General features: G+C 51.1%; 21 protein-coding genes. 15 read left to right on the top strand and 6 right to left on the bottom strand.

Going from position 1 to position 19,431, the window contains the following annotated elements; all coding sequences use genetic code 11:
- Positions 1-204 precede the first annotated feature (204 nt).
- The 4 genes from AC2TEM_RS00105 to AC2TEM_RS00090 are packed head-to-tail and all read left to right on the top strand — an operon-like array spanning position 205 to position 5,676.
- Positions 205-1,623, top strand: coding sequence for a site-specific integrase (locus AC2TEM_RS00105; protein WP_480855934.1), 1,419 nt, complete (start codon positions 205-207; stop codon positions 1,621-1,623).
- Positions 1,620-3,197, top strand: coding sequence for a site-specific integrase (locus AC2TEM_RS00100; RefSeq protein WP_480855933.1), 1,578 nt, complete (start codon positions 1,620-1,622; stop codon positions 3,195-3,197). Before AC2TEM_RS00105 ends, AC2TEM_RS00100 begins: the two co-directional genes overlap by 4 nt.
- A complete protein-coding gene (locus AC2TEM_RS00095; protein WP_480855932.1) occupies positions 3,194-5,278 on the top strand; it encodes a hypothetical protein in 2,085 nt (694 codons plus the stop codon). The genes AC2TEM_RS00100 and AC2TEM_RS00095 overlap by 4 nt, the downstream gene beginning before the upstream one ends.
- Positions 5,275-5,676, top strand: coding sequence for a hypothetical protein (locus tag AC2TEM_RS00090; protein WP_480855931.1), 402 nt, complete (start codon positions 5,275-5,277; stop codon positions 5,674-5,676). The genes AC2TEM_RS00095 and AC2TEM_RS00090 overlap by 4 nt, the downstream gene beginning before the upstream one ends.
- 680 nt (positions 5,677-6,356) lie before the next feature.
- On the opposite strand, the gene AC2TEM_RS00085 is transcribed toward AC2TEM_RS00090, so the two are convergent.
- A complete protein-coding gene (locus AC2TEM_RS00085) occupies positions 6,357-7,208 on the bottom strand; it encodes a LysR family transcriptional regulator (RefSeq protein ID WP_480855930.1) in 852 nt (283 codons plus the stop codon).
- A 258-nt stretch (positions 7,209-7,466) separates the two neighbouring features.
- Between AC2TEM_RS00085 and AC2TEM_RS00080 the strand changes: the two genes are divergently transcribed.
- The 5 genes from AC2TEM_RS00080 (at position 7,467) to AC2TEM_RS00060 (ending at position 11,227) form a co-directional block, all read left to right on the top strand.
- A complete protein-coding gene (locus AC2TEM_RS00080; protein WP_480620897.1) occupies positions 7,467-7,715 on the top strand; it encodes a hypothetical protein in 249 nt (82 codons plus the stop codon).
- 18 nt (positions 7,716-7,733) lie between these two features.
- A complete protein-coding gene (locus AC2TEM_RS00075) occupies positions 7,734-8,099 on the top strand; it encodes an SPW repeat domain-containing protein (RefSeq protein ID WP_170332113.1) in 366 nt (121 codons plus the stop codon).
- 78 nt (positions 8,100-8,177) lie between these two features.
- Positions 8,178-8,615: a CBS domain-containing protein gene (locus AC2TEM_RS00070; protein WP_480855929.1), complete on the top strand. Its 438-nt coding sequence runs from the start codon at positions 8,178-8,180 to the stop codon at positions 8,613-8,615.
- A gap of 151 nt (positions 8,616-8,766) precedes the next feature.
- Entirely contained in the window at positions 8,767-9,774 is a 1,008-nt protein-coding gene (locus AC2TEM_RS00065) for a zinc transporter ZntB (protein WP_480855928.1), read from the top strand.
- Positions 9,775-9,895: 121 nt separating this feature from the next.
- Positions 9,896-11,227 carry an MFS transporter gene (locus tag AC2TEM_RS00060; protein WP_480855927.1) on the top strand — a complete coding sequence of 444 codons (1,332 nt, stop codon included), beginning with the start codon at positions 9,896-9,898 and terminating at the stop codon, positions 11,225-11,227.
- Positions 11,228-11,342: 115 nt separating this feature from the next.
- On the opposite strand, the gene AC2TEM_RS00055 is transcribed toward AC2TEM_RS00060, so the two are convergent.
- Positions 11,343-11,567 carry a hypothetical protein gene (locus tag AC2TEM_RS00055; RefSeq protein ID WP_170819353.1) on the bottom strand — a complete coding sequence of 75 codons (225 nt, stop codon included), beginning with the start codon at positions 11,565-11,567 and terminating at the stop codon, positions 11,343-11,345.
- A gap of 205 nt (positions 11,568-11,772) precedes the next feature.
- On the opposite strand from AC2TEM_RS00055, the gene AC2TEM_RS00050 reads away from it, so the two are divergent.
- The 3 genes from AC2TEM_RS00050 to AC2TEM_RS00040 are packed head-to-tail and all read left to right on the top strand — an operon-like array spanning position 11,773 to position 13,915.
- Positions 11,773-12,273: a Dps family protein gene (locus AC2TEM_RS00050; protein WP_170416161.1), complete on the top strand. Its 501-nt coding sequence runs from the start codon at positions 11,773-11,775 to the stop codon at positions 12,271-12,273.
- Between the two features lie 50 nt (positions 12,274-12,323).
- Positions 12,324-12,608 (top strand): sll1863 family stress response protein, encoded by a 285-nt coding sequence (locus AC2TEM_RS00045; protein ID WP_480855926.1) that lies wholly within the window; start codon positions 12,324-12,326, stop codon positions 12,606-12,608.
- Between the two features lie 44 nt (positions 12,609-12,652).
- Positions 12,653-13,915, top strand: a complete 1,263-nt coding sequence (locus AC2TEM_RS00040) for a DUF2254 domain-containing protein (protein WP_480855925.1) — start codon at positions 12,653-12,655, stop codon at positions 13,913-13,915.
- Positions 13,916-14,320: 405 nt separating this feature from the next.
- Here AC2TEM_RS00040 and AC2TEM_RS00035 read toward each other — a convergent pair whose 3' ends face one another.
- The gene (locus tag AC2TEM_RS00035; RefSeq protein ID WP_480855924.1) at positions 14,321-15,181 is read right to left on the bottom strand and encodes a GFA family protein; all 861 of its coding nucleotides are present in this window, start codon (positions 15,179-15,181) and stop codon (positions 14,321-14,323) included.
- Complete coding sequence (locus AC2TEM_RS00030) at positions 15,171-15,497, bottom strand: ArsR/SmtB family transcription factor (protein ID WP_480855923.1); 327 nt, start codon at positions 15,495-15,497, stop codon at positions 15,171-15,173. The genes AC2TEM_RS00035 and AC2TEM_RS00030 overlap by 11 nt, the downstream gene beginning before the upstream one ends.
- Positions 15,498-15,798: 301 nt before the next feature.
- Between AC2TEM_RS00030 and AC2TEM_RS00025 the strand changes: the two genes are divergently transcribed.
- Positions 15,799-16,584, top strand: coding sequence for a DEAD/DEAH box helicase family protein (locus AC2TEM_RS00025; RefSeq protein WP_480855922.1), 786 nt, complete (start codon positions 15,799-15,801; stop codon positions 16,582-16,584).
- Positions 16,585-16,630: 46 nt separating this feature from the next.
- On the opposite strand, the gene AC2TEM_RS00020 is transcribed toward AC2TEM_RS00025, so the two are convergent.
- On the bottom strand, positions 16,631-17,530 hold the full coding sequence (locus tag AC2TEM_RS00020) for a DMT family transporter (RefSeq protein ID WP_480855921.1): 900 nt from the start codon (positions 17,528-17,530) through the stop codon (positions 16,631-16,633).
- Between the two features lie 188 nt (positions 17,531-17,718).
- The gene (locus tag AC2TEM_RS00015) at positions 17,719-18,171 is read right to left on the bottom strand and encodes a MarR family winged helix-turn-helix transcriptional regulator (protein WP_480855920.1); all 453 of its coding nucleotides are present in this window, start codon (positions 18,169-18,171) and stop codon (positions 17,719-17,721) included.
- Between the two features lie 112 nt (positions 18,172-18,283).
- Between AC2TEM_RS00015 and AC2TEM_RS00010 the strand changes: the two genes are divergently transcribed.
- Both AC2TEM_RS00010 and AC2TEM_RS00005 read left to right on the top strand, forming a co-directional pair.
- On the top strand, positions 18,284-18,679 hold the full coding sequence (locus tag AC2TEM_RS00010) for an antibiotic biosynthesis monooxygenase family protein (RefSeq protein WP_480855919.1): 396 nt from the start codon (positions 18,284-18,286) through the stop codon (positions 18,677-18,679).
- A 37-nt stretch (positions 18,680-18,716) separates the two neighbouring features.
- On the top strand, positions 18,717-19,160 hold the full coding sequence (locus AC2TEM_RS00005; RefSeq protein WP_480855918.1) for a hypothetical protein: 444 nt from the start codon (positions 18,717-18,719) through the stop codon (positions 19,158-19,160).
- The last annotated feature ends 271 nt before the right edge of the window (positions 19,161-19,431 follow it).

Here is a 19,431-nt window from a genome sequence, read left to right as displayed (position 1 = left end):
TATTTTATTCTTGGAACTAAGAACAGTCCTCTCATCTATCCATTAAGAAGCAAGAATAGCATAAGCATCTGTTCTTGCTTAATATTTATAACCGCACCAAGCGCGAGAAAGTTGAAGATTGGCCTCCATTCGAGTATCGTTTGGAGACCATCCACTGCCTCGGAGAAACCCTTGAAGCCCATTTCAACACTAGGCCGACAACCTGTGAAACATACCCAAACTCGAGCTGGCGAAACCCGATTTTCGATTTACCGAGAAGATGGCAGCATCGCTCTGTGGCCTTGGGCTTGGGTTGTCAGCGAGACACGTCAGCGGAACTACACCCCTGATACTATTTCCACTCGACTGTCTCACATCACCATTCTCGAGCTTTGGGCAATTCACCGAGATATCGACCTTTACACCATCATGCTAGATGGAGAATGCCTGAGCTTAGAGCAAGTCGCAGACTTAAACTACTTCCTGAATTTTCAAATCCAGGATTTGCGTAAGCTGGCGTGGGTTTTGCCCATGAATGAGCAGAAGTTTCTTACCAAGTGTCTGGAAGAGCGAAGCGTTCAAGCTGGCACAATAATCCAACGGCAGATTGGTATTGAAGAATACCTCCAGTGGCTCGGCGAATATGGCAATCGCTTGCTTCGAAAAAAACCAAGTCCAGTTTCCAAACAGAAACCGTGCCGTCGCAAACAGCTCTTGGAACCAGCGATCAAGCTAAGTGACGGCGGCTACCACACAGTGCCAGGGAGCTATGCGCATTTCTTTCGAAAGCTACGTAAAGGTATGCCACAAAGCCGGATCAAGGCATACGATCATGAGAAAGCCGCAGATCGCTTTTCCCTGTGGTTAGCGATCTGCAATCCGTATGATGTTTGGCCCAAGAACCGAATTCGAGCACTACGAAACTACCTTATTTTATTGATGTTTTCCGACCTTGGTTTGCGCGCTGGCGAGTTGGGTCAAATGAAGACCGAAGACTATAAGAGCGAAGATGATTTGATCGAGGTCGTTCGCCGCCACAATGACCCAGAAGACCCTAGGAAACGTCAGCCAAACGCAAAGACCTTCGACCGGAAAATCAGTTTGAAATCGTCGCCGTTGCTGATCGAGACCCTCGATGAATGGATGGATTTGAGGGACGACATAGATTTTCAAAGCGGCAGAAACTCAAACTCCTTCATGTTTGTGAACTTGGCACGTGATCCCACTGAGTATGGCAAGCCCATGTCCAAGACCGCAATTGACGATGTGTTCAGAGACGCCTCCAGAGCAGCCGGAGTTCGAAAACTGACGCCGCACCCTATGCGACACAAGAAGGCTCGAGAAATGGCCAAGCTTCTAAACGAACTTGGAACCAGCGGCGAAGAAGCTCGAAAGGTTTTCACCTATCACTTTGGGTGGTCGGAAACATCTCAGATGATCTCTCGCTACCTTGGAGGAGAGTCCGACATTGGCGCTGCGAATAGCATGCGAACAATCTGGGCGGAACAGGAAGCTCGAGCTACTGCGATAGACACGAGTCTCCGCGACACAAGTGACTCAAAACCAAGTGAGTACATCAGCCTTCTCGATCATCGCGAAAAATTGGCCGAACAAGCCTTAGCAAAGAAGCAAGATAAGCAATGAACAAGCATGAACGATGGCATCACGGCATTCCAGCATCGCGCCCGACCAATATCCGCCGAGCTGCCAACGGTGAAACTTTCGATATTACTTCCGATTACTGGGAGCTAAGTGCAACAGGGGGTACTGCAACTTTCAGTTTTGAATGGTGCGATGAGACACTGTCCCCACTAATGAAACGCTCGCTCAAGGAAGTAGTCGCTTACCGGCTTGAGACTAACCTTGCATCTTCAATCAAAAGCGAACTGACTTCCTTCAAACGACCGTGTGTTTGGATCAGGAATTCCAGTCAAAATGTAATCGATGCGATCACGCGTGTTGATATTGCGGCCTACAGATTGGATGATCCAAGTAGTAACGATTATGGCATGCGAAACATAGTTTCTTCATGGCAAGAGCTGAAGTTTCCGGGGATTGCACTGGATGCGGCAGAACTCGTCGGCACATTCCGAAAAGTTGAAAACGAAAAAGCAAGCATTCTGACTCTCGATCCGGCTTCAGGCCCCTACTTGGATGGTGAAATCGCAATGGTAGATCGAGAGCTTCAAGAGGCATACGAAACAGACAAAATCAACAATGCCCAATATGTTCTTACTCAATTCTTCCGGCTTTACGGGCAGAGATCCAGCATGGTCGCAAACCTGAAACTTGGGGACGTTAGAACTCCCAGACACCATGGGGAAGAAACCTCAATCAGGTTTGAAATGCTAAAGCAAAAGGGGACTGGAGCCAGAAGCCACGGCCCAAAGCGCCCTGCACCTATGTTGTTAACACATGCTCTGGAAGCATATCTGGACGAGTTAACCGATGGTGTTCGCGCCTGCGAGTGGGATGACAATCGACCGTTGTTTCCTGCGCAAACAGAAATCTTTCTCACAAGAAAAAACGCTAACGACATTGAAAATTCACAGAAAGTCAACGGTCAAATTGCGGCTAGGTATCAAGGGCACATGACCGGAGCCTTAGCACGAGAACGATATCAAGGCATTTTGGCTAGTTTAAAACTGGTTAGCCCCCGCACCGGTAGTTCTATGGTGTTCACTCAGTCGAGGGAGCGTCATACAATCGCGACGATTATGGCACTTAGGGGGTGCACAGCAGAAGAAATCGCAGCATGGCTTCACCACAAGAGCCCAACAAGCTGTGAAGCCTATATCGAATTAGCCTCGCGACACCATCAGCTGATGTCCAGTCTTCTAGATGGGAAGATGATTCATGTGGCTGGTCGTTTCCTCGGCCAAGTGATCGAAAACAACTCCGACGAATACGAAGCCGGTGCAACCATTACGGCCACAGAAGTCGATGGCGTCCCAGAAATAGGCGCCTGCGCTTCCGGGGGCTGCAACGCCCTTGAAAGCCTTGCAGCCCCCTACGCGTGCTTTCTCTGCCGCCACTTCAATCTCTCAATCAACTCAGAACTTGACCCGATATTACACCTTCTAACGAGCAGGAAAGCTGAAGCAAAAAAGTACGGTGATGATGAATACTCGCGCGAACTCAATCGGCACATTTCTGCGGTTCTTGCCGCAAAAGTATCGCAGCTTCATGCTCGCGATGACCGAGAGGAAGCAGAATGACGATGCATTTCAAGTCCAAGCAACAAATTGCAGCTGAAAAATACATTATTAAGGCGAAGAAACTCTCGATTTTTGACCCGCGTGTAAAAGAACACCTCGTTTGGGAGGACCCGAAATGGAACATCTCGGCCTTTGTTAGGCTCACCAGAAACTCAACCTCGACGACAATTGCGTTCCACCATGCGGGCCAGAGTTCATCGCTTGCAAATGAAATTGAATATGCAATGGCACAGCCGTTCGGGGACGTCGTAAAGGCATACTTCGCCTATCAACTATATGAAAATGCTTCGAAAATCGGCATCGCTCAAAAAACCAACATCTTCAGGCATAAAGTGAAGTTTTGTCGTTACTTAGATCAGATCCTTTCCGAACAGGGACGTTCTGGTTTGTCCGACCAGATAGCCAAGAGAGACTTGGATAGGGTTGTTGAGATGGCCAGCAAATCACACAAGCGTAAAGCAGCGGAGACAATGCGATCTATCGCACGAGAACTCGATGCAGCCGGAATCGTATGTGATTTGAAGAACTGGTGGCATCCTGCGCTAAGGGATGATCGCTTTCGCAGCAGGGTAAACGAGCATTTTCAACGTAGCAGCCTGACCGAGGCGGAAGTGGCATGCGTAGGAGAAGCCTTTCGGAGGGCGAAGTCTCCGCGTGACCAAATTGGAATGAGCATCGCCGCCCTGCTTATGTGCACCCCTTCTAGAAAGGAAGAAGCCTTTATTCTACCTGCTGAGGCCGAGATAGTGGACAACCCAGGGGAAGGCTACGTCGATCCAGATGTTCCATTCGGTGATGACGTCCGGTTCAAATCTGGCCTCAGATGGTGGCCAGTGAAGGGCGGGAAACCAATGATCAAGTTCGTGCCTAAAGAAATGAAGCCCGTGGCTCAGTTGGCGCTTGCGCGGATCCGTAAACATACCGAGCCGGCGCGAGAGTTGGCAAAATGGATGATGGAAAACCCTGGCAGGGTTTTTGTTCCACCCGAACTCATTAAGCTGCATGTTTCGGGAGAGATTACCCGGTCGGATATCTCGCAAATAACCGGTATCGAATCTGTACAAGGATTGGATCGCTGGCTTCGAGCAAAGAGGATCACTTCGATCCGAAAAGAAAAAATAGGAGTCTACAGCTTTTCCGAGTTTGAGCGTAGTTGCCTAAATGAATTACCAAACGGGTGGCCTATTTACAGCGACTTGTCTTCAATAGATTACGGTGGTGCACTTTGCGTAAGCCTAAAGTACCAGTTTGATCAGGGTGCAATCACCAGACAATACATGGTTGAACCATTGAGCGCTGTCATCCTCGACCTTGTCCTGTCTGGTAGACCACAACGGGCTCTAAGGGATGGTCGCAATCGTCCTACCATTCCCTCTATCTTCGAACGTTTAGATATCCGTCTGCCCAACGGCGAATACCCCAAGATTACGACGCATCAGATGCGGCATTACCTGAATACACTGGCTCAGCGGGCGAACGTGCCTCAGGCGCACATCGCCTATTGGTCTGGGCGCGCGAGTACTATGCAGAACCCATACTACGATCACACTGACAAGCTTTATCAAGTCGAACAAATCAGGCGAGGCTATGAGGACGAGAAATTACCGAAGATCAGGGTCGTGGATGACTCGGATGTAGAAAACGCAGCCTACACGTCAGCCAATCTCAAAATGCACATGCATTCAACAGCGGTCGGGTACTGCAATCGTCGTTTCAATCAAGAGCCTTGCGACCGAGCTGGTGCCTGTAGAACATGCACTAGACTGGTATGCCTAGGCGGTTCCAAAAGAGCCGCTGATCAGCTCCTTAGAGATGCGGAAAGAGATCAGAAATCTCTTGAGACCCTGCGTGCTCGCCAGGCTAAAGGAATGCGGGTCAATGAAAAAACCATAGAGGCTATCGAACATAGTCACGCTCGTAGCCAAGCTCTCGCTGAGGCCATTATGGATCCGGCAAACGAAGGGACTCTGATCCGCAATACCGACCTCGGCCCATTGATCGAGTTCAGCCACGCTGAACGGATCATCGAAAAAAAGCTGGCAGAGCTTGAAACCTCTCGAACCACGGGGAACTTGACGTGAAGCTTACGCCCGAAAAAGTGGATAAAATTTTGGTCCTAATTGGTCAAATGAGGGGCGAAATCACCCAGAACAAAATACACAGTAAAGTTGAATCCAAGGTTGTCAAAATCTCATCTAAGCAGCTGTTCAAACACCCTCACATTCATGCGGCCTACCTAGACAAAGCCGCGGCCTTCTCGCGCAAAAGAGAAACAGATAAAGGTAAGAAGACCCGAAAGGCACCAAAAAACGCCGCTGCAATAATGGAAGAACAACAGAAAAAGATCGCTCGACTCGAAGAGAAATTAGACGTGATCTTGTCAAACGCGGTGGCACAAGGGGTTGACCCTCGCTTGATGAAGCAACCGCTAAACGTCTCCAGACTTGGGAATACCTACCCAGAGGGACGCAGAAAATGAGTCGCAGCATGGCCGATGCTGCGCGATGCCCCAACGACGGCAAGGCGCAGTAAGCGGACTTTGCAAAGTCTTTGGTACGGGTCGCAACAGAAGCCTATTTTTGCTGTATTCCGGGCATATTCGCTGGCACGGCCCTACGATCACAGGAAACTTAAAATTGCAAAAATATAGCTTAAGAAATTGATGGGCGACTACGTTCATTTTGCTGTCAAACTAGCATACCAATAGTCACTCCAGGTTTTCCCGGCTACGCCTTGCAGAGACGTGGCATGGGTTATGCAGTAGCTGCGCATCTAAATGATTGGCTTCGTGACAGGTGGGGCATAAAGCAACCGCGATATCAACGGCCTCACCAGTCTCATAGTCAAAACAATACTCCTGGCCACAAATCTCTAGGACCTGTCCCAGGGGTATCAACTCTGAAACAGTTGCACCGCAGTGATCGCATACGCCATTGTGTAAAGCATCTTTGAGCTCAGGCAATTCCACCGTTTTTTGAAACTTGCATTCTCTTTCACTCATAAACAAACCAAAATTTCAACTGTCCTAACATAAGGTTAGTTTGGTGATGAACGAGATCAAGCTATCGCGGCTATGCCTTTTGCGTGGCAACGGTTGAATAGAACCAACCGACAAAGCATCCTTGGTAATGAAGCAGTGGGTCGATCAGTATGAGGTGTTCAACCAAACGAACGCGCGATGCTGCGAAACATCCGGGCGACTTGGCCAGGAAGCTCACTTTCGTCATCTTGGGCAAAAACCGCATACGCTGCGAAGGCAAACCGAGGGGCTTCCTTTATCAAGCTTAATTGACCACTCCCAAGTTCCGCTTCGACGACCCTTTTTGGAAAGTAGCCGGCGGATGGAATGGACTTCAAATACTGAAGGCCCAGGGTCCCGATACCCAATTGAAGACGAGGTGCATCAAGCTCTGAAAAATTCAATAAATGCTCAGCCTTAAATTCGGGGCCCCAATCTATGAGAACGTACGCGTCTCCCAGCTCGTTCGGCAGACCGATGGGACCGCTGCTTACAAGAACAAATTCATCTTGGAATAATTGGAGGGCAGACAATCCCGACGCCCGTCGAGGCTGGTACATTATGGCCAAGTCGAGGTCGCCCTCTTCGATCTCCCGCGACAGAGCCTCGGAAGAAGCTGCGGAGGCCCGTATGGCAACGTCTGGCAGCGTTTCCATCAATTCGGGTAAAGCCCCCATAAGATATCCGTCCCAAAGGCTGGGTGCGGCGCCAATCTCTAGCGCTGCTCTTATTGGAACAGGGAGACCAACGTCCAACTTCGCTTGTGCCCAGGTTCGCACAAGCAACTGTGCGTGTTTGAGAAAGTGTTGTCCCGCATTCGTCAGCGCTGCGCCAGATTTGCTGCGGTCAAAAAGCACTTGCCCAAGTTGCTGCTCTAAAGTCCGAATTCTCATGCTCACCGTAGATTGGGTGACATGGACCTTTTTCGCAGCATCAAAGAAGGTGCCCGTTTCAACAACGGCCAGAAAGGTTCGAGCTTGTTCGATATCCAAGGATTATTTATTCCATTTTTGAATATCATCCGAGAATAAAATTCGTTTTTCAACATAAATATTTCGTGCGATACACCGAGTGTAGCGCGAAAGTGCCCCCGCCAGATCGGAACGCTAATCAACATTTCTCATTTTGTAGTGGAGATCCCGAGCTGAGGAACCGTTGCAATCTGACCCCTGTGGATTTGCCACCAACACCGGAGCGCTGCACCAACCCCACAATGGGCAAGAAGCCCATTTTCTCATGGAGAAAACAAAATGAGTCGAGTTTCTATTGTTGCTCTTCTCTCTTCGCTGTTTGCTGTTCCGGCATTCGCCATGCCCGCTGATCTTGACATGGACGGTGATGGCCTGGCGTCGCTGGCAGAGCTTCAGACCAAGTATCCTGAAGTCTCGGATGATCTCTTCCTGGAGATCGACGCGAATGCTGATGGTTTCATCAATGACGACGAATTGGTTGCCGCCGTTGACGCAGAACTTCTCTCTGGTCCCACAGGTGATCAGTAAGCAAAGGTTGTCACGGCTATGAGGAAGCCAATCCCGCCCCACAAATGGCTGCTTGCCGCGATGGGTATTTGGTTGGTTTTGTCCCCCTTTGTCCTGTTTCGTGAGGAAACACTGTTGCAGGGCATGGCTGAACTTGAAGCAATCGCCTTCATGGCAACTGGCATTGTTGTTCTGGTCATGTCCGGCGCTGACGGCCGGAGCCACCTTCTCGCACGGGTGGCTCCGGTATCGGCACTGGGGTTCCTGTTGATCGTGGCGCCGGCGGCGTTGAACTTCACGGGCCATATTGTGGCGACGGCTAATGCATGGATAGCGGGATCGGCGCTGATCGGGCTTGCCGCTTGGGAGGTGCTGGAAAGCCGCGGATTGCGTGCAATCCAGTAAATTGGTGCGGGGCGGGAAATCGCCCCGCGTCGTGCTATAATCCAACTAGCATTGGGCATATTTTAAGGAGTCTACTCAGTGACTGTCGCTAAAGTAGTTGAAGCTCAGAAATTTAAACAACGCCCATTTTGTAGTGCCGACACGACAGTCTTTGACGCGGCTGTAACCATCGCTTTGTTGGATGTGAATGCGCTCGCTGTTCTTGAAGATGACAAGCTAGTTGGGATTATCACTGATCATGATATTCTGCTGTGTCTCGCCGACTCCGGCTCTTCATTTTATGAACAAACCGTTAGCGATTGGATGACCGAAAAGCCTATCACTTGTGCTTCAGGGTCCAGCCTATCAAAGGCTCTTAGCCTTATGGCAAAACACGGTTTCAGGAACCTTGTTGTCACACGCCGAGGGGATCCGTTTGCGGTCGTCAGCAGCAAAGAAATCCTCGCGCGTATTCACGACGACGATAAAGCTGAACTGGAAGCGCTGAGGGAAATGACCCATCACACATCGGATTGATCGGATACCTGATACCTTTCAAAAGATGAACGCACCTTGGTATTCTTAGTGTTCAAAGCGCCTAGTTTTGCCAGTAACCAATAGTGGCATAGGTCGCTAAACCATTTATGGTCTGTCCAGTTTAGGGGACAGTCCGAGCGCAATCTTTGGTATGCATTGGCTTCCCAATCGGCGCAAAATAGGATTGCCAATGAACACCCAAATAGTCACTCCCATCTGCGCGTTCGATATAGTAGCCGGCCAAGCAGTCCCCGTCTCTTCAGATTGGCCAGAACCCTTTGCAAGGCAGCAAAACGGTTACCGCTGGATTCATTTCGACCTCGTCGACAGCGGCTTAAAGCAATGGGCATCCGAACAACTGCCAAACATAGCCGCGCAAGCATTGCTTCAATCGGAAACGCGACCACGATGTGATATGCACGACGATGGCATCATCTTGAACCTACGCGGCGTTAACCTGAACCCTGATGCGTCTCCGGAGGATATGGTTTCTCTAAGGCTCTGGGCCACGGAAAGAACCATCGTATCTGCCCGTGTGCGCAAAGTCTGGGTAGCAGACAGTCTTCGTCTAAAAGCCGAAAGCGGTATCGGGCCAGAAAGTGTTGGTGCATTTTTGGCAGAACTTGCTGCGGGGCTCACAAAGCGGATTGAGGCTGTCTCGCTTGAACTTGAAGACGAGACAGACTCTCTCGAAGAGATCGGGCTTACAGGAAATGAAATCAAACCAGAGCGCATTGCGCGATTGCGGCAAACGGTGATCAAACTTCGGCGCTATATCAGTCCGCAACGCGATGCACTCGATGCTCTATCCTCATTGAGAAGTGGCGTAGTTCACAGCGACGCATCTGTATTGGTCAATGAAACCGCGAACCGCACTCGCCGTACACTTGAGGAACTGGATGCAAGTCGGGACCGGTTGACAGCGCTTCAGGAGCAAATGAACGCCGAACACGCGAATGCGCTTGCTCGAAACGGCTATCTATTGTCTGTCGTGGCCGCGATCTTTTTGCCGCTCGGATTTCTGACTGGTCTGTTTGGTGTGAACGTGGCTGGCATGCCCGGCTTGAGTGCGCCCTTTGCGTTTTGGGCGCTGACACTGGCTTCGGCTGCCATCGGAATTGCACTTTACGTCGTATTCAAAATTTCAAAGTGGTTGTAGCAAAAGTAGATTGCCAAAGGTTGACCAAGCTGCTGCACAGAAAGCCTTGATCACCTTCGCCAAAACGCGTTTGCAAGCAAAATAGCTTCTCATTTCCCAGTTTGACATTAGGCTGGAACCGATGTTCCGACAGCTCTTACCGATATCAGCGCTGCTTCTTGGATCAGGGCTTCTTCTGTTCGCAGGTGGTGTCCACGGTCTGATACTTCCCGTTCGTGGATCCTTCGAGGGTTTTTCCGCCAGCTCTCTCGGCCTTTTAGGAACAGGGTGGGCAGTTGGCTATGTAGCAGGATGCCTTGTTGCGCCACGGCTTGTTGGGGCAGTAGGGCATATTCGAACCTTCGGCGTAATGTGTGCTCTCGCCGCCGTAACGATCCTTTTCCAGGCCGTTGTAGTGGATACGTGGGCTTGGATACCGTCGCGCGCAGTTTCCGGATTTTGTTTTGCTGGCGCAGCAATGATCGTCGAATCTTGGCTCAACGATAAGGTTGAACCCAATACGCGTGGTACAGTCTTTGGCGTCTACACGATGGTCAACCTGGGTGCGGTGACGGCTGGTCAGATGGCCATCTCACTGGGAGATGCAACGGGTTTCATCTTCTTTGCCATTGGCGCGATGGTGTATTGCTTGGCGCTTATACCAACAGCCCTGTCAACTTCGGCATCGCCAGCCCCCCTGACATCTGTGCGTCTCGACCTACCGGCATTGTGGCGAAACTCACCAGTTGCGGTCGCCGCGGTCTTTCTTGTTGGCATTTCAAATGCAGCATTTGGGACTCTTGCTGCGGTGTATGCGGATCGCGTTGGGCTATCACTTACTGCAATTGCTTTGTTCGCGAGTATTCCGGTTTTGGCCGGAGCTCTTGCGCAAGTCCCAATTGGATTTGCAAGTGATCGAATGGACCGGCGTAAAGTCTTGCTGTTTACAGCGGTTGTGGCTCTCGCTTCGGACCTGGCTTTCGTCCTTCTTGCGCCGGAGTCTCGCGTCATGAACCTTGCTTTGGTTGGGATGTTTGGCGCTGCAATTTTTGCGATGTATCCAATCATCGTTGCGCATGCGAACGACCATGCACCGCCAGGCACCTCGATTCAGGTTTCAGGCGGGTTGCTGATGGTCTACGGGCTGGGATCGATTGCCGGGCCGCTGATAGCAGGTGTAGCAATGACTGGATTAGGACCACAGGGCCTATTCATGACAACTGTGGCAGCGCATTGCCTGATGATCGTGTTTACGGTCTGGCGGATTATGGCCAAGTCAGCCGTACCTGAAAGTGAGAAGACGGCATTTAGGGTCAGCGCTCCTGCAAGGGTGGTTACGCCTGAAACTGCCGTCCTTGCTGTCGGTGAAGATGAAGCAATTTCGCTTGCTGACGCTGAGAGCGAGTCGGGAGCCAGTACCGATGTGAGGGATAGTCTGGCGCCAAGAATTAGTTCTGAAGACAGTCCTTCCTAATCTTCCCCAACGTGTTCGCGGCGCGCCAGGTTGGTCAACTACCGGCGCGAGGGTGAGAATTGAACATCACCTAAATCAAACATGGTTTTCGCTTGGTGCTCTGTGGATGTTCCTGTCACTCATCCACAACACGAAACTCACCGGAAGGCGCATCAGTAGGTGGTTCTTCAAACTCATTGGAAATCAGACCGCGACGGATGAGTTCTCGAATGGCGGCCGCTCTGGAAGGCAATCTGTTCTCGAACCGCCAATCATCGATGGCTTTAAGCTCTTCGAGGTCGAGCATCAGTTGTAGTTTTTCCGTGCGCTTTGGTGGTCGATTTTGATCAGACACTGGCATGACCTCAGTAGCTTACGTCAGTTACTCCAAGCATGTATGGCAATGGGCCTGTGTGTCTACATCAATGTTGGCATGTTGGGCTGGATACCCAGGATCATGAAGCGCCCCATGATGTGTCGGATACCTATATTAAGTATATGATTTTAATTGAAAAATAGCTTTTCGCTCTTAGGTTCTACTCCACAAGCAACGAAACGGAGTGAAAATGATACAGCAAGTTTTGAAGTCTGAAGTTCAGGAAGAAACCAACGACACAGGCATCGACAAGAACGCCTGGATCGCAAATGCGGTGACGGAAGTACTGGCCGATACCATGGTCCTGATGGTGAAAACACAAGGCACACATTGGAACGTCGTGGGCCCGCTATTCCTGCCGATCCATGAACTGACAGAGCGTCAGTATCGCGACCTGTTCGAAGCTGCGGATGAATTGGCCGAGCGTGTGCGTGCGTTGGGTCAGGTGGCACCGATCTCGTTCACGGACATGGTTAGCCAAGCCAAGCTGACCGAAGAAGAGACGGTTAAAGATGCAGAGGGCATGATCAAACAATTGGTCGCAGACAACGAAGCGATTGCTCGGAACCTGCGTGAGACTGCCGCGACCGCTGCCCGTTATGGCGATGGAGCTACAGAGGATCTGATGAATGCCAGGATGGCGAAGCATGAAGAAGCGGTCTGGATGCTCAAGGCAATTGTTGCGGCCTAATTGGCGACTCCCCTCGATTTGAACCAAGGTTTGCGAAGAAAGGAAAAACGATGACACGTGTTGGGTATGAGAAAAAGGCACAGCTGCAACTGGATAGTTGGAATGCCCAGATTGATGTTCTCGAAGCCAAGCTGAAGGTGGCCGAAGTGGACGCCAAACTCGAGCTCGAGGAGCAGCTCAGCAAGCTCTACAAGGCAAGATCTGACGCAGAGGCTCAACTGAATGATTTGAAGTCGACTAGCGACGAGGCCTGGGAAGATGTCAAAAAGGGCTACGAGGCTGCATGGAGCGATATGCAGAGTGCTTTGAAAAAAGCGGCCGACCGGTTCTCGTAGAGCTGGGTTTGTGAACAAAGCTCGTGTTGTAAATGGGGACCGGAATGCAAACACCTAGAGAATTAGTGAGGTACTTTCGCGGGTTCCTAACTATCCCTGCCGCCATTAGTCTTTCAGGGCTTTTAGTGGCTGGGATTGTCTTCAAGACAGAGCAAGCGCTCGTGAGTTGGGGTTGGTCCGCTTCTGATTGGCTGAGCGTTTCTAATCGTACTGCGAGTGATGTTCTAAGCTCAATCTCGGCAGCATCCATGTCCGCGTTGGTCATGGTCTATTCCATTGTTTTGCTGGTCTACACCTTGGCAGCTGGATCTATTGGGCCCAGGCTCTTGCAGCGCTTTGGCGAAGACAGGGTAAATCAGATTGCAGTTGGCTCACTTGGAGCGACGTTTTTGTACAGCTTGATGATCTTGTGGCTGATACGCGATGACACATCCGTCAATTTGGCCATTGCGATTGGAATAGTCTATTCGATCATCTCAGTTCTTTTGCTGCTGCTCTTCGTTCATACAGTATCGACGCGTGTAACCATTGATCAGGAGGCGGCGCGGATTTCTGAAGCATTGGATCGCCAAGTGAGCACCTCAATCGAAAACAGTGCAGATATTCCATCTTCAGAGGCGGTCCCTGAGGAGGGAGAAAAGCGCCAAGTCTCGGCTTCGGGCACTGGATATGTGAACTCGATCAATACCGAAGGTCTGGTGGGTGCCGCCAAGGAAGCAGGAGCCGTCGTCGTTTTTGATGTGCAGCCAGGTGACTTCATGGTTCCAACGGACACTTTGGCCAATGTTTATGGTGACAGTGACGAGAGCCTCGATGATCTTGTGCAAGCGGCAGCTCCGTTTATCCCCGCGCGAGATCCTACCGGAGATATCCGCTTTTCTGTCCATCTGCTCGTTGAAATCGCACTTCGGGCTTTGTCGCCGGGTGTCAACGACACGTTTACCGCAATAGTCTGCATCGACCGTCTATCGGCATCTCTGGCTCGAGCGTGGTCGTCAAAGCTCTGCACGGGTGTGTATCGGGATGATGGCGGAAACGTGCGGGTGATCTACCCGTCCATCACGGCTGAGGCACTGTTTCACGACTCGATGCCAGCTCTACGACGCGCTGCCCGGGGTAATGGCCTCGTAACGTCCGCCCTTATTCGAGCTTTGGTGCGCATCGCGGAGGCAGCTCCAGAAGAAGATTTGCGAGCTGTTGTAGATGAACTATCTGCGGTCAGAGATGAGACCCGAGAAAGCGATATGCTAAAGCGCGATATTGATAAGTTTTGCGGCCAAGTTGAAACCGCAATTGAACGATTTTAGTCAACCGTCCTGGACAATTGCAGTCCAGTGCGGCGGGGGGGTGGTTTGTGAGTGGGCCATCCCCCAACTTATGGGAAAGTGCTTTTCTATTGGTCTTAGTTTCATTTTATCGAAAGGTAGTCACTGGGTGGTGAAACCAAACGGCTACTTTGTCCGCATTAACGTCATTCGAGAGTGCTTCAGCTACAGCAGACAACATGATTTCCTGAACGTCGCGCATGTCCTAGTGAATGGCTTGGTGCAAAACTGAAAAGCGTGATTGTGAATGCCTGCTTCGGGCTGCGACCCGCCAGTGCTGTGCATAGAATAGAACAGCGGGACTAAACCCTAGTGCGAAGCCTGGCCAGTTCCTTGATCATCAGTGTTTGGTCGAAGGCAAGCGAAACAATGTGCGAGTTGTGCAGCCTAGCGCATCGCATCCGTCAAGTGTTCGTGGGGTGCGTCCCAAGGCTGCGCCATTTCACCAAATACAACGAATGCCGGGCTGAATTTAGAAGGGTCGTCTAAAGTAGCCGCATGAACGTATATGCGTTCAGGAAATCTCTCAGTTCGACTGGTTAATGGCGAACCGCATTCTGGGCAAAACCCTGCGTAGGTGATCGCACCATTGTCGCTCGGAGAGGCGAATTCCTTAATGACACCTAAGACTTTGAACTCAGCCTTAGGGATTGCGAACGCAGAAGAATGACCGCCGCCTGTGACCCGCTGACACTTCCGGCAATGGCAATTGAACGAAAACTCGATCTTTGCGCGACATTCATATCTTACCGCACCGCAGGCACAGCCTCCGTTGATATTGTCAGTCATCTTGCCCCTAAATTGCCGCTTTAGTTTTTCAAACCCGCTGGACCATCCGAATTCGAGGGCTTGCTTGGCTTGGCGTGTGGGTAATTTTTTGTGCACCAACGTCACTCGAGCGCCACCGTGCTCAGGGGTAAACCGGACACTTACAAGCGTTTCGCGCCCTACTGTCAGGTCTTTTTCCTCTTCGATTTCCCAAGTGAAGGACAGAAAATTGTCAGGTTCGATTGATCGATAGCGACCCCGGTGATGCGAGGCTTCGCCAGATTGCGAGATCATCTTGAAACGCCAATTTCCACCGACCCTGACATCCATTTCGAGCACCTCCGCACGATAACCTTTGGGGCCGAACCATTGCTCGATTTTCGAGGGTTCGGTCCACGCGCAGAATGCCTGATGGACGTCTACAGGATACCAGGCTGAAACGCTCACTTCATTGACGTCAGATGCAGCTTCACTGTTCATCAGTCTTCTCGCGAGCTAGGAACGCCCCCAACGATTCAAGGTTGTTACCCCAAAAGGCAGCGTATTTTTCAGCCCATGATAACGCCGGTAGAAATCCCCTCTCGTCCAACTCGATGTGATGTTGTCGACCTTTTAACGTCCTGCGGATCATGTGCGCCTGCTCAAGCACTTTTAGATGTTGAGAAATCGCACCTGGTGAGAGCCTATGATCCGATCCCAACTGGTTCACTGTGGTTGGGCCACTTAAAAGCCGATCCAACATCTGTCGTCTGACGGGGTGAGCTAGTGCCGAGAAAGCACCATCAGCACAGGGCATGATTTGAATATACCTAAATAGTTTAGATAAAACTATATTATTTTAAATACTTGTCAAGTGGCAGCTTGCGATTGAACACAGTGGAGCAATCCGATCACGCCAAACTCAGGCTTAGGACAATTTAAGTTGACTAATCATCTTTGAAATCGCCGGATTTCTTGGGCAACAATCCTGGGGGTGGTGAACGCTCGCCGCTGCGGCCCGTGGCCAACACCAAATTGGGAGATACGCAATTTCTATCGACAGTTTTTCGGAAACTGAGCTTAGAACACACCTGGCCGATGCTGCACGTCGTTGCCGCATGGTGTTCTTCACTGGACTACCAGCATCTGGGAAGTCGTTCCTGCTGCGCCAGCAGATATCGATTTCGGTCTCCTTGGGACGTCGCGTGCATATCATGCGTTGGGATACAGGGCTCGCTTCGTTTCAGACCGACGACATACTCGCAAGTTATCCAGATGTTTCGGATGGAACTCATCCGTTGGTCCGAAAGGCAGCCGGATTGTGGGGCCGGAGAGCCCTTGCGCGATGGCTGGCAGCGAATACCGATCCCAACGACATGATTATCGGTGAAGTCCCCATCATCGGAAACAGGTTTTCCGAGTTCATCCAGACACAGACGGATCAGGTTGAACCAGTCTTAGCTTCCAAGGAAACCACATTCATCTATCCGGTTCCCACAAAGAACTTGCGTGCCAATCTCGAAGCTATTCGAAGATCTACGTTTGCGAACCCCAGACATCCTGATGAGGCCAGGGACGCGCCACCATCCACAATGGAACTGGCTTGGCGTTTGACGTCTGCCAAGGCCGCAGAATTGGGCTTGATCTCTGAAGCGGATGGTCATTCTCCGTACGAGGAGATGATTTACGTGCGGTTTTTTGAGCACCTACTGCAACACCGAAACGCCATCAGAATTGGGGTTGATACGATTTTTTCAGATACTGCATCAGCCCATGAAATTGAGGCGAACATCCCAGAACTCAGGGCAAGCCCGGATGATGTACGGTGTGCAATCGCTGAGATAAAGGCCGCTTTTACAGTCGAGGAAGCGGCCCGAGACGTTGAAAACTGGTATCGGGTGTAGCCTCGTGCAAAAGCCGGCTCCTTTGCTCATCTCGGAAACTACGTGCCTAAAAGTGAATGCGCGTCTTGCGGCTTCTAGTGATCGCGATTGCACCCAGAACTAACGCACATGCCAAGGCTTGAGGTAAAGCAATGGTTTCGCCAAAGGCGAGAAATCCAACAGCAAACATCGTGGGTAACTCTATGCTTCCGACCACCGCAGTTTGAGAAGCCCCAATTACGGGCGAGCAGATCGTATAGATAAGTTGGGGCACGAACGCGGTGACAAATCCAATACCAACAATGAGAAGCCAATCGGATTGTTCCTCTGGGAGCAGCTCTCCAACTTCAGCGCCAAGGATGAGCGGTGCAAGGCCCAGTACAGACCCCAGAGAAACTGACGCGATGCGTGCCAATGGCGCAATCCGTGACAACCTGTGAACCAGGACGCAGATTCCGAAGCCAAACCCAAATGGGGCAGCAAGGGATAGCAGCAGCGTTGGTAGATGTTCCCCAGCCACTGACGCAGGCGAGCCAGCAATGACAGCTGCCACCACAATCAGACTAGCGGCCAACATGGCGCGTCGCGTGGGTGCATCGCCAAACACAGCCCAAGCGACAACTAAGGTGAACACCGGATAAGTCATGTAAAGCACACCCACTGTCGATGCGGGCAGCTTCTCCAGCGCCGTTGCATATCCGATCCAACCAAGCCCCATTACGGCTCCGGCTGAAAGACCCCAAGTGATCTCTCGCCATTCTTTTCGGTGCAAAATGAGAACAGGAAGCAGAAGAATCGCCGCAGCAATGTAGCGGTAGAATGCGACTGCATAGGGTGCGACGCCCTGTTCGGTCAGGCTGCGGCTGAAATAGGGAACCAGTCCGAAACAGATTGAAGCAAAAAGAACACCAAAAACCGCAAATGCGTAAGGGATGGACGGTCGATTTCGCGCAGTTATCGTTGCCATAATCTGGAGCTATCACGCATTTTCTATTTCGTCTTTAGAGATTCGAATAACGACAGCTTTGTCCGCATCTAAGAGAATGCAAAGCCTAATAGAGAATGTCCGCCTAAGGCTGCCATCAGCCAATCCGCACACCGAAGAGAACGACAACTTCGAGCCCAGAACGTTCGATGCTGCACTCTGTACGAGTGTCAGCTTTGGGTCGAACTCTGATCTTGTCGCGTTGAGGTTTCTTCAAGGCGTGTTTTGAGATGGTCAACAACATTTTGCGCTGTTGCAATATCATCTGGCGACAGACCTTTCGAGAGTTCATTCACCCATGGGATTTGCTTCGCAATCGCGGCTTCGTATAACTCCTGCCCCTTTCGAGTCATGACAACCAAGTGCGCACGCTTGTGGTGTGGGTTCGGCTGAAACTCCACCATGCCTTCTTTGCTCAATTCATTGATGATCCGTTGTACGCCCTGCCGGTGAACGCCCATCGTCCGTGCATGCCAGGCAACGGATTCCGGTCGATCAGAATAGGCAATGGCACCAAGGATCTGCCATCGGGCACTTGTTAGACCCAGTTCTGATACGAGCCGATCACCGGCAAGCTGCAATCGACCGTTCAGCCGAAACACATCCAGTATCAAGGCTGTCACGGCTTCTCCTGCTTCGGTCCTTCGCTCGTTAGGCATATCGACTCCTCATTTTATTTGACAACATATTGTCATTGTGCTTGGTGCTTCCTAAATATGACAACATGACACCAAAATGAAGTTGCTTTCAAGGAGTACTGCAATGGTAAGTTTCAAACCCCTAGACCCGGAGTTTCCGATTGAACGGCAATTGGGCGTCGACGCTGGACCCGTCGTTCTCGTCAATCTCTTCACAGTCGATCCTGTTGACCAAATCGCCTTGGTTGAAGCTTGGAAGAGCGATGCCGAATGGATGAAAAAGCAGCCAGGTTACATCAGCACCCAGCTGCATAAAGCCATTGGTGACGGCAGCATGTATATGAACTACGCGGTCTGGGAGGCTGTGGCGGACTTTCGCGCCGCGTTTTCAAACCCCGAGTTTCAGCAGCAGCTCAGCCACTATCCCTCAAGCGCGGTGACCGCCCCCCATCTGTTCGAGAAGGTTGCGGTGCCGAATTGGTGCACGGCCTGACGTAGTCCTTTCCAAAAGCCAATTTGAGTGAACCGCTATGAAAACAAAGATTCACGCCATCGCGGGCGGCATCGGCTTTGTGATGATCCTCCTCTTCTGGACGTCAACGGCCACCAGCGAACTCTTTGCGAGCCATGAAACAGTCGCGACCGTCAAGGCATTGATCCTAAAAGGCATGTTCATCCTCATCCCGGCAATGGCGATTGCTGGCGGATCGGGCATGGCAATGGGTCGGAAACGCAAGGACGCGCTTACGAAAGCCAAGAAAAACCGAATGCCCGTCATCGCGCTGAACGGCTTGTTGATCCTCGTACCTGCCGCTTGGTTTCTGGCCGGCAAAGCCGCTGCTGGCGAATTCGACAGCACATTTTACACGGTACAGGTGATTGAATTGATTGCTGGGGCAACCAATCTCACGATGATGGGACGGAACATTCGTGATGGCTTGCGAATGACCGGCAAAATTCGAAGGCCTCGCTGAAAGCTCGATTCTAGTCCAACCACTGGCGAAATTGCCGACAATCGAGCAAACGCAGCGAATTGGTTCTAAGTCCGCTAAGCCGGAATTGCAAAGTCTGGTTGTGAATGTCCGCTTCGGGCTGCGTGCGGCCAATCATGCTAACAGCAGACAACGATGGCACCGAGCCCAATTCAGTCGTTTACAGCAGACAACATGATTTCCTGAACGTCGCGCATGTCCTAGTGAATGGCTTGGTGCAAAACTGAAAAGCGTGATTGTGAATGCCTGCTTC

The sequence above is a fragment of the Ruegeria sp. HKCCD3925 genome (assembly GCF_057221175.1).
The sequence above is the reverse complement of the archived record's forward strand: the minus strand, read 5'-3'. Positions and strand labels throughout refer to the sequence as shown.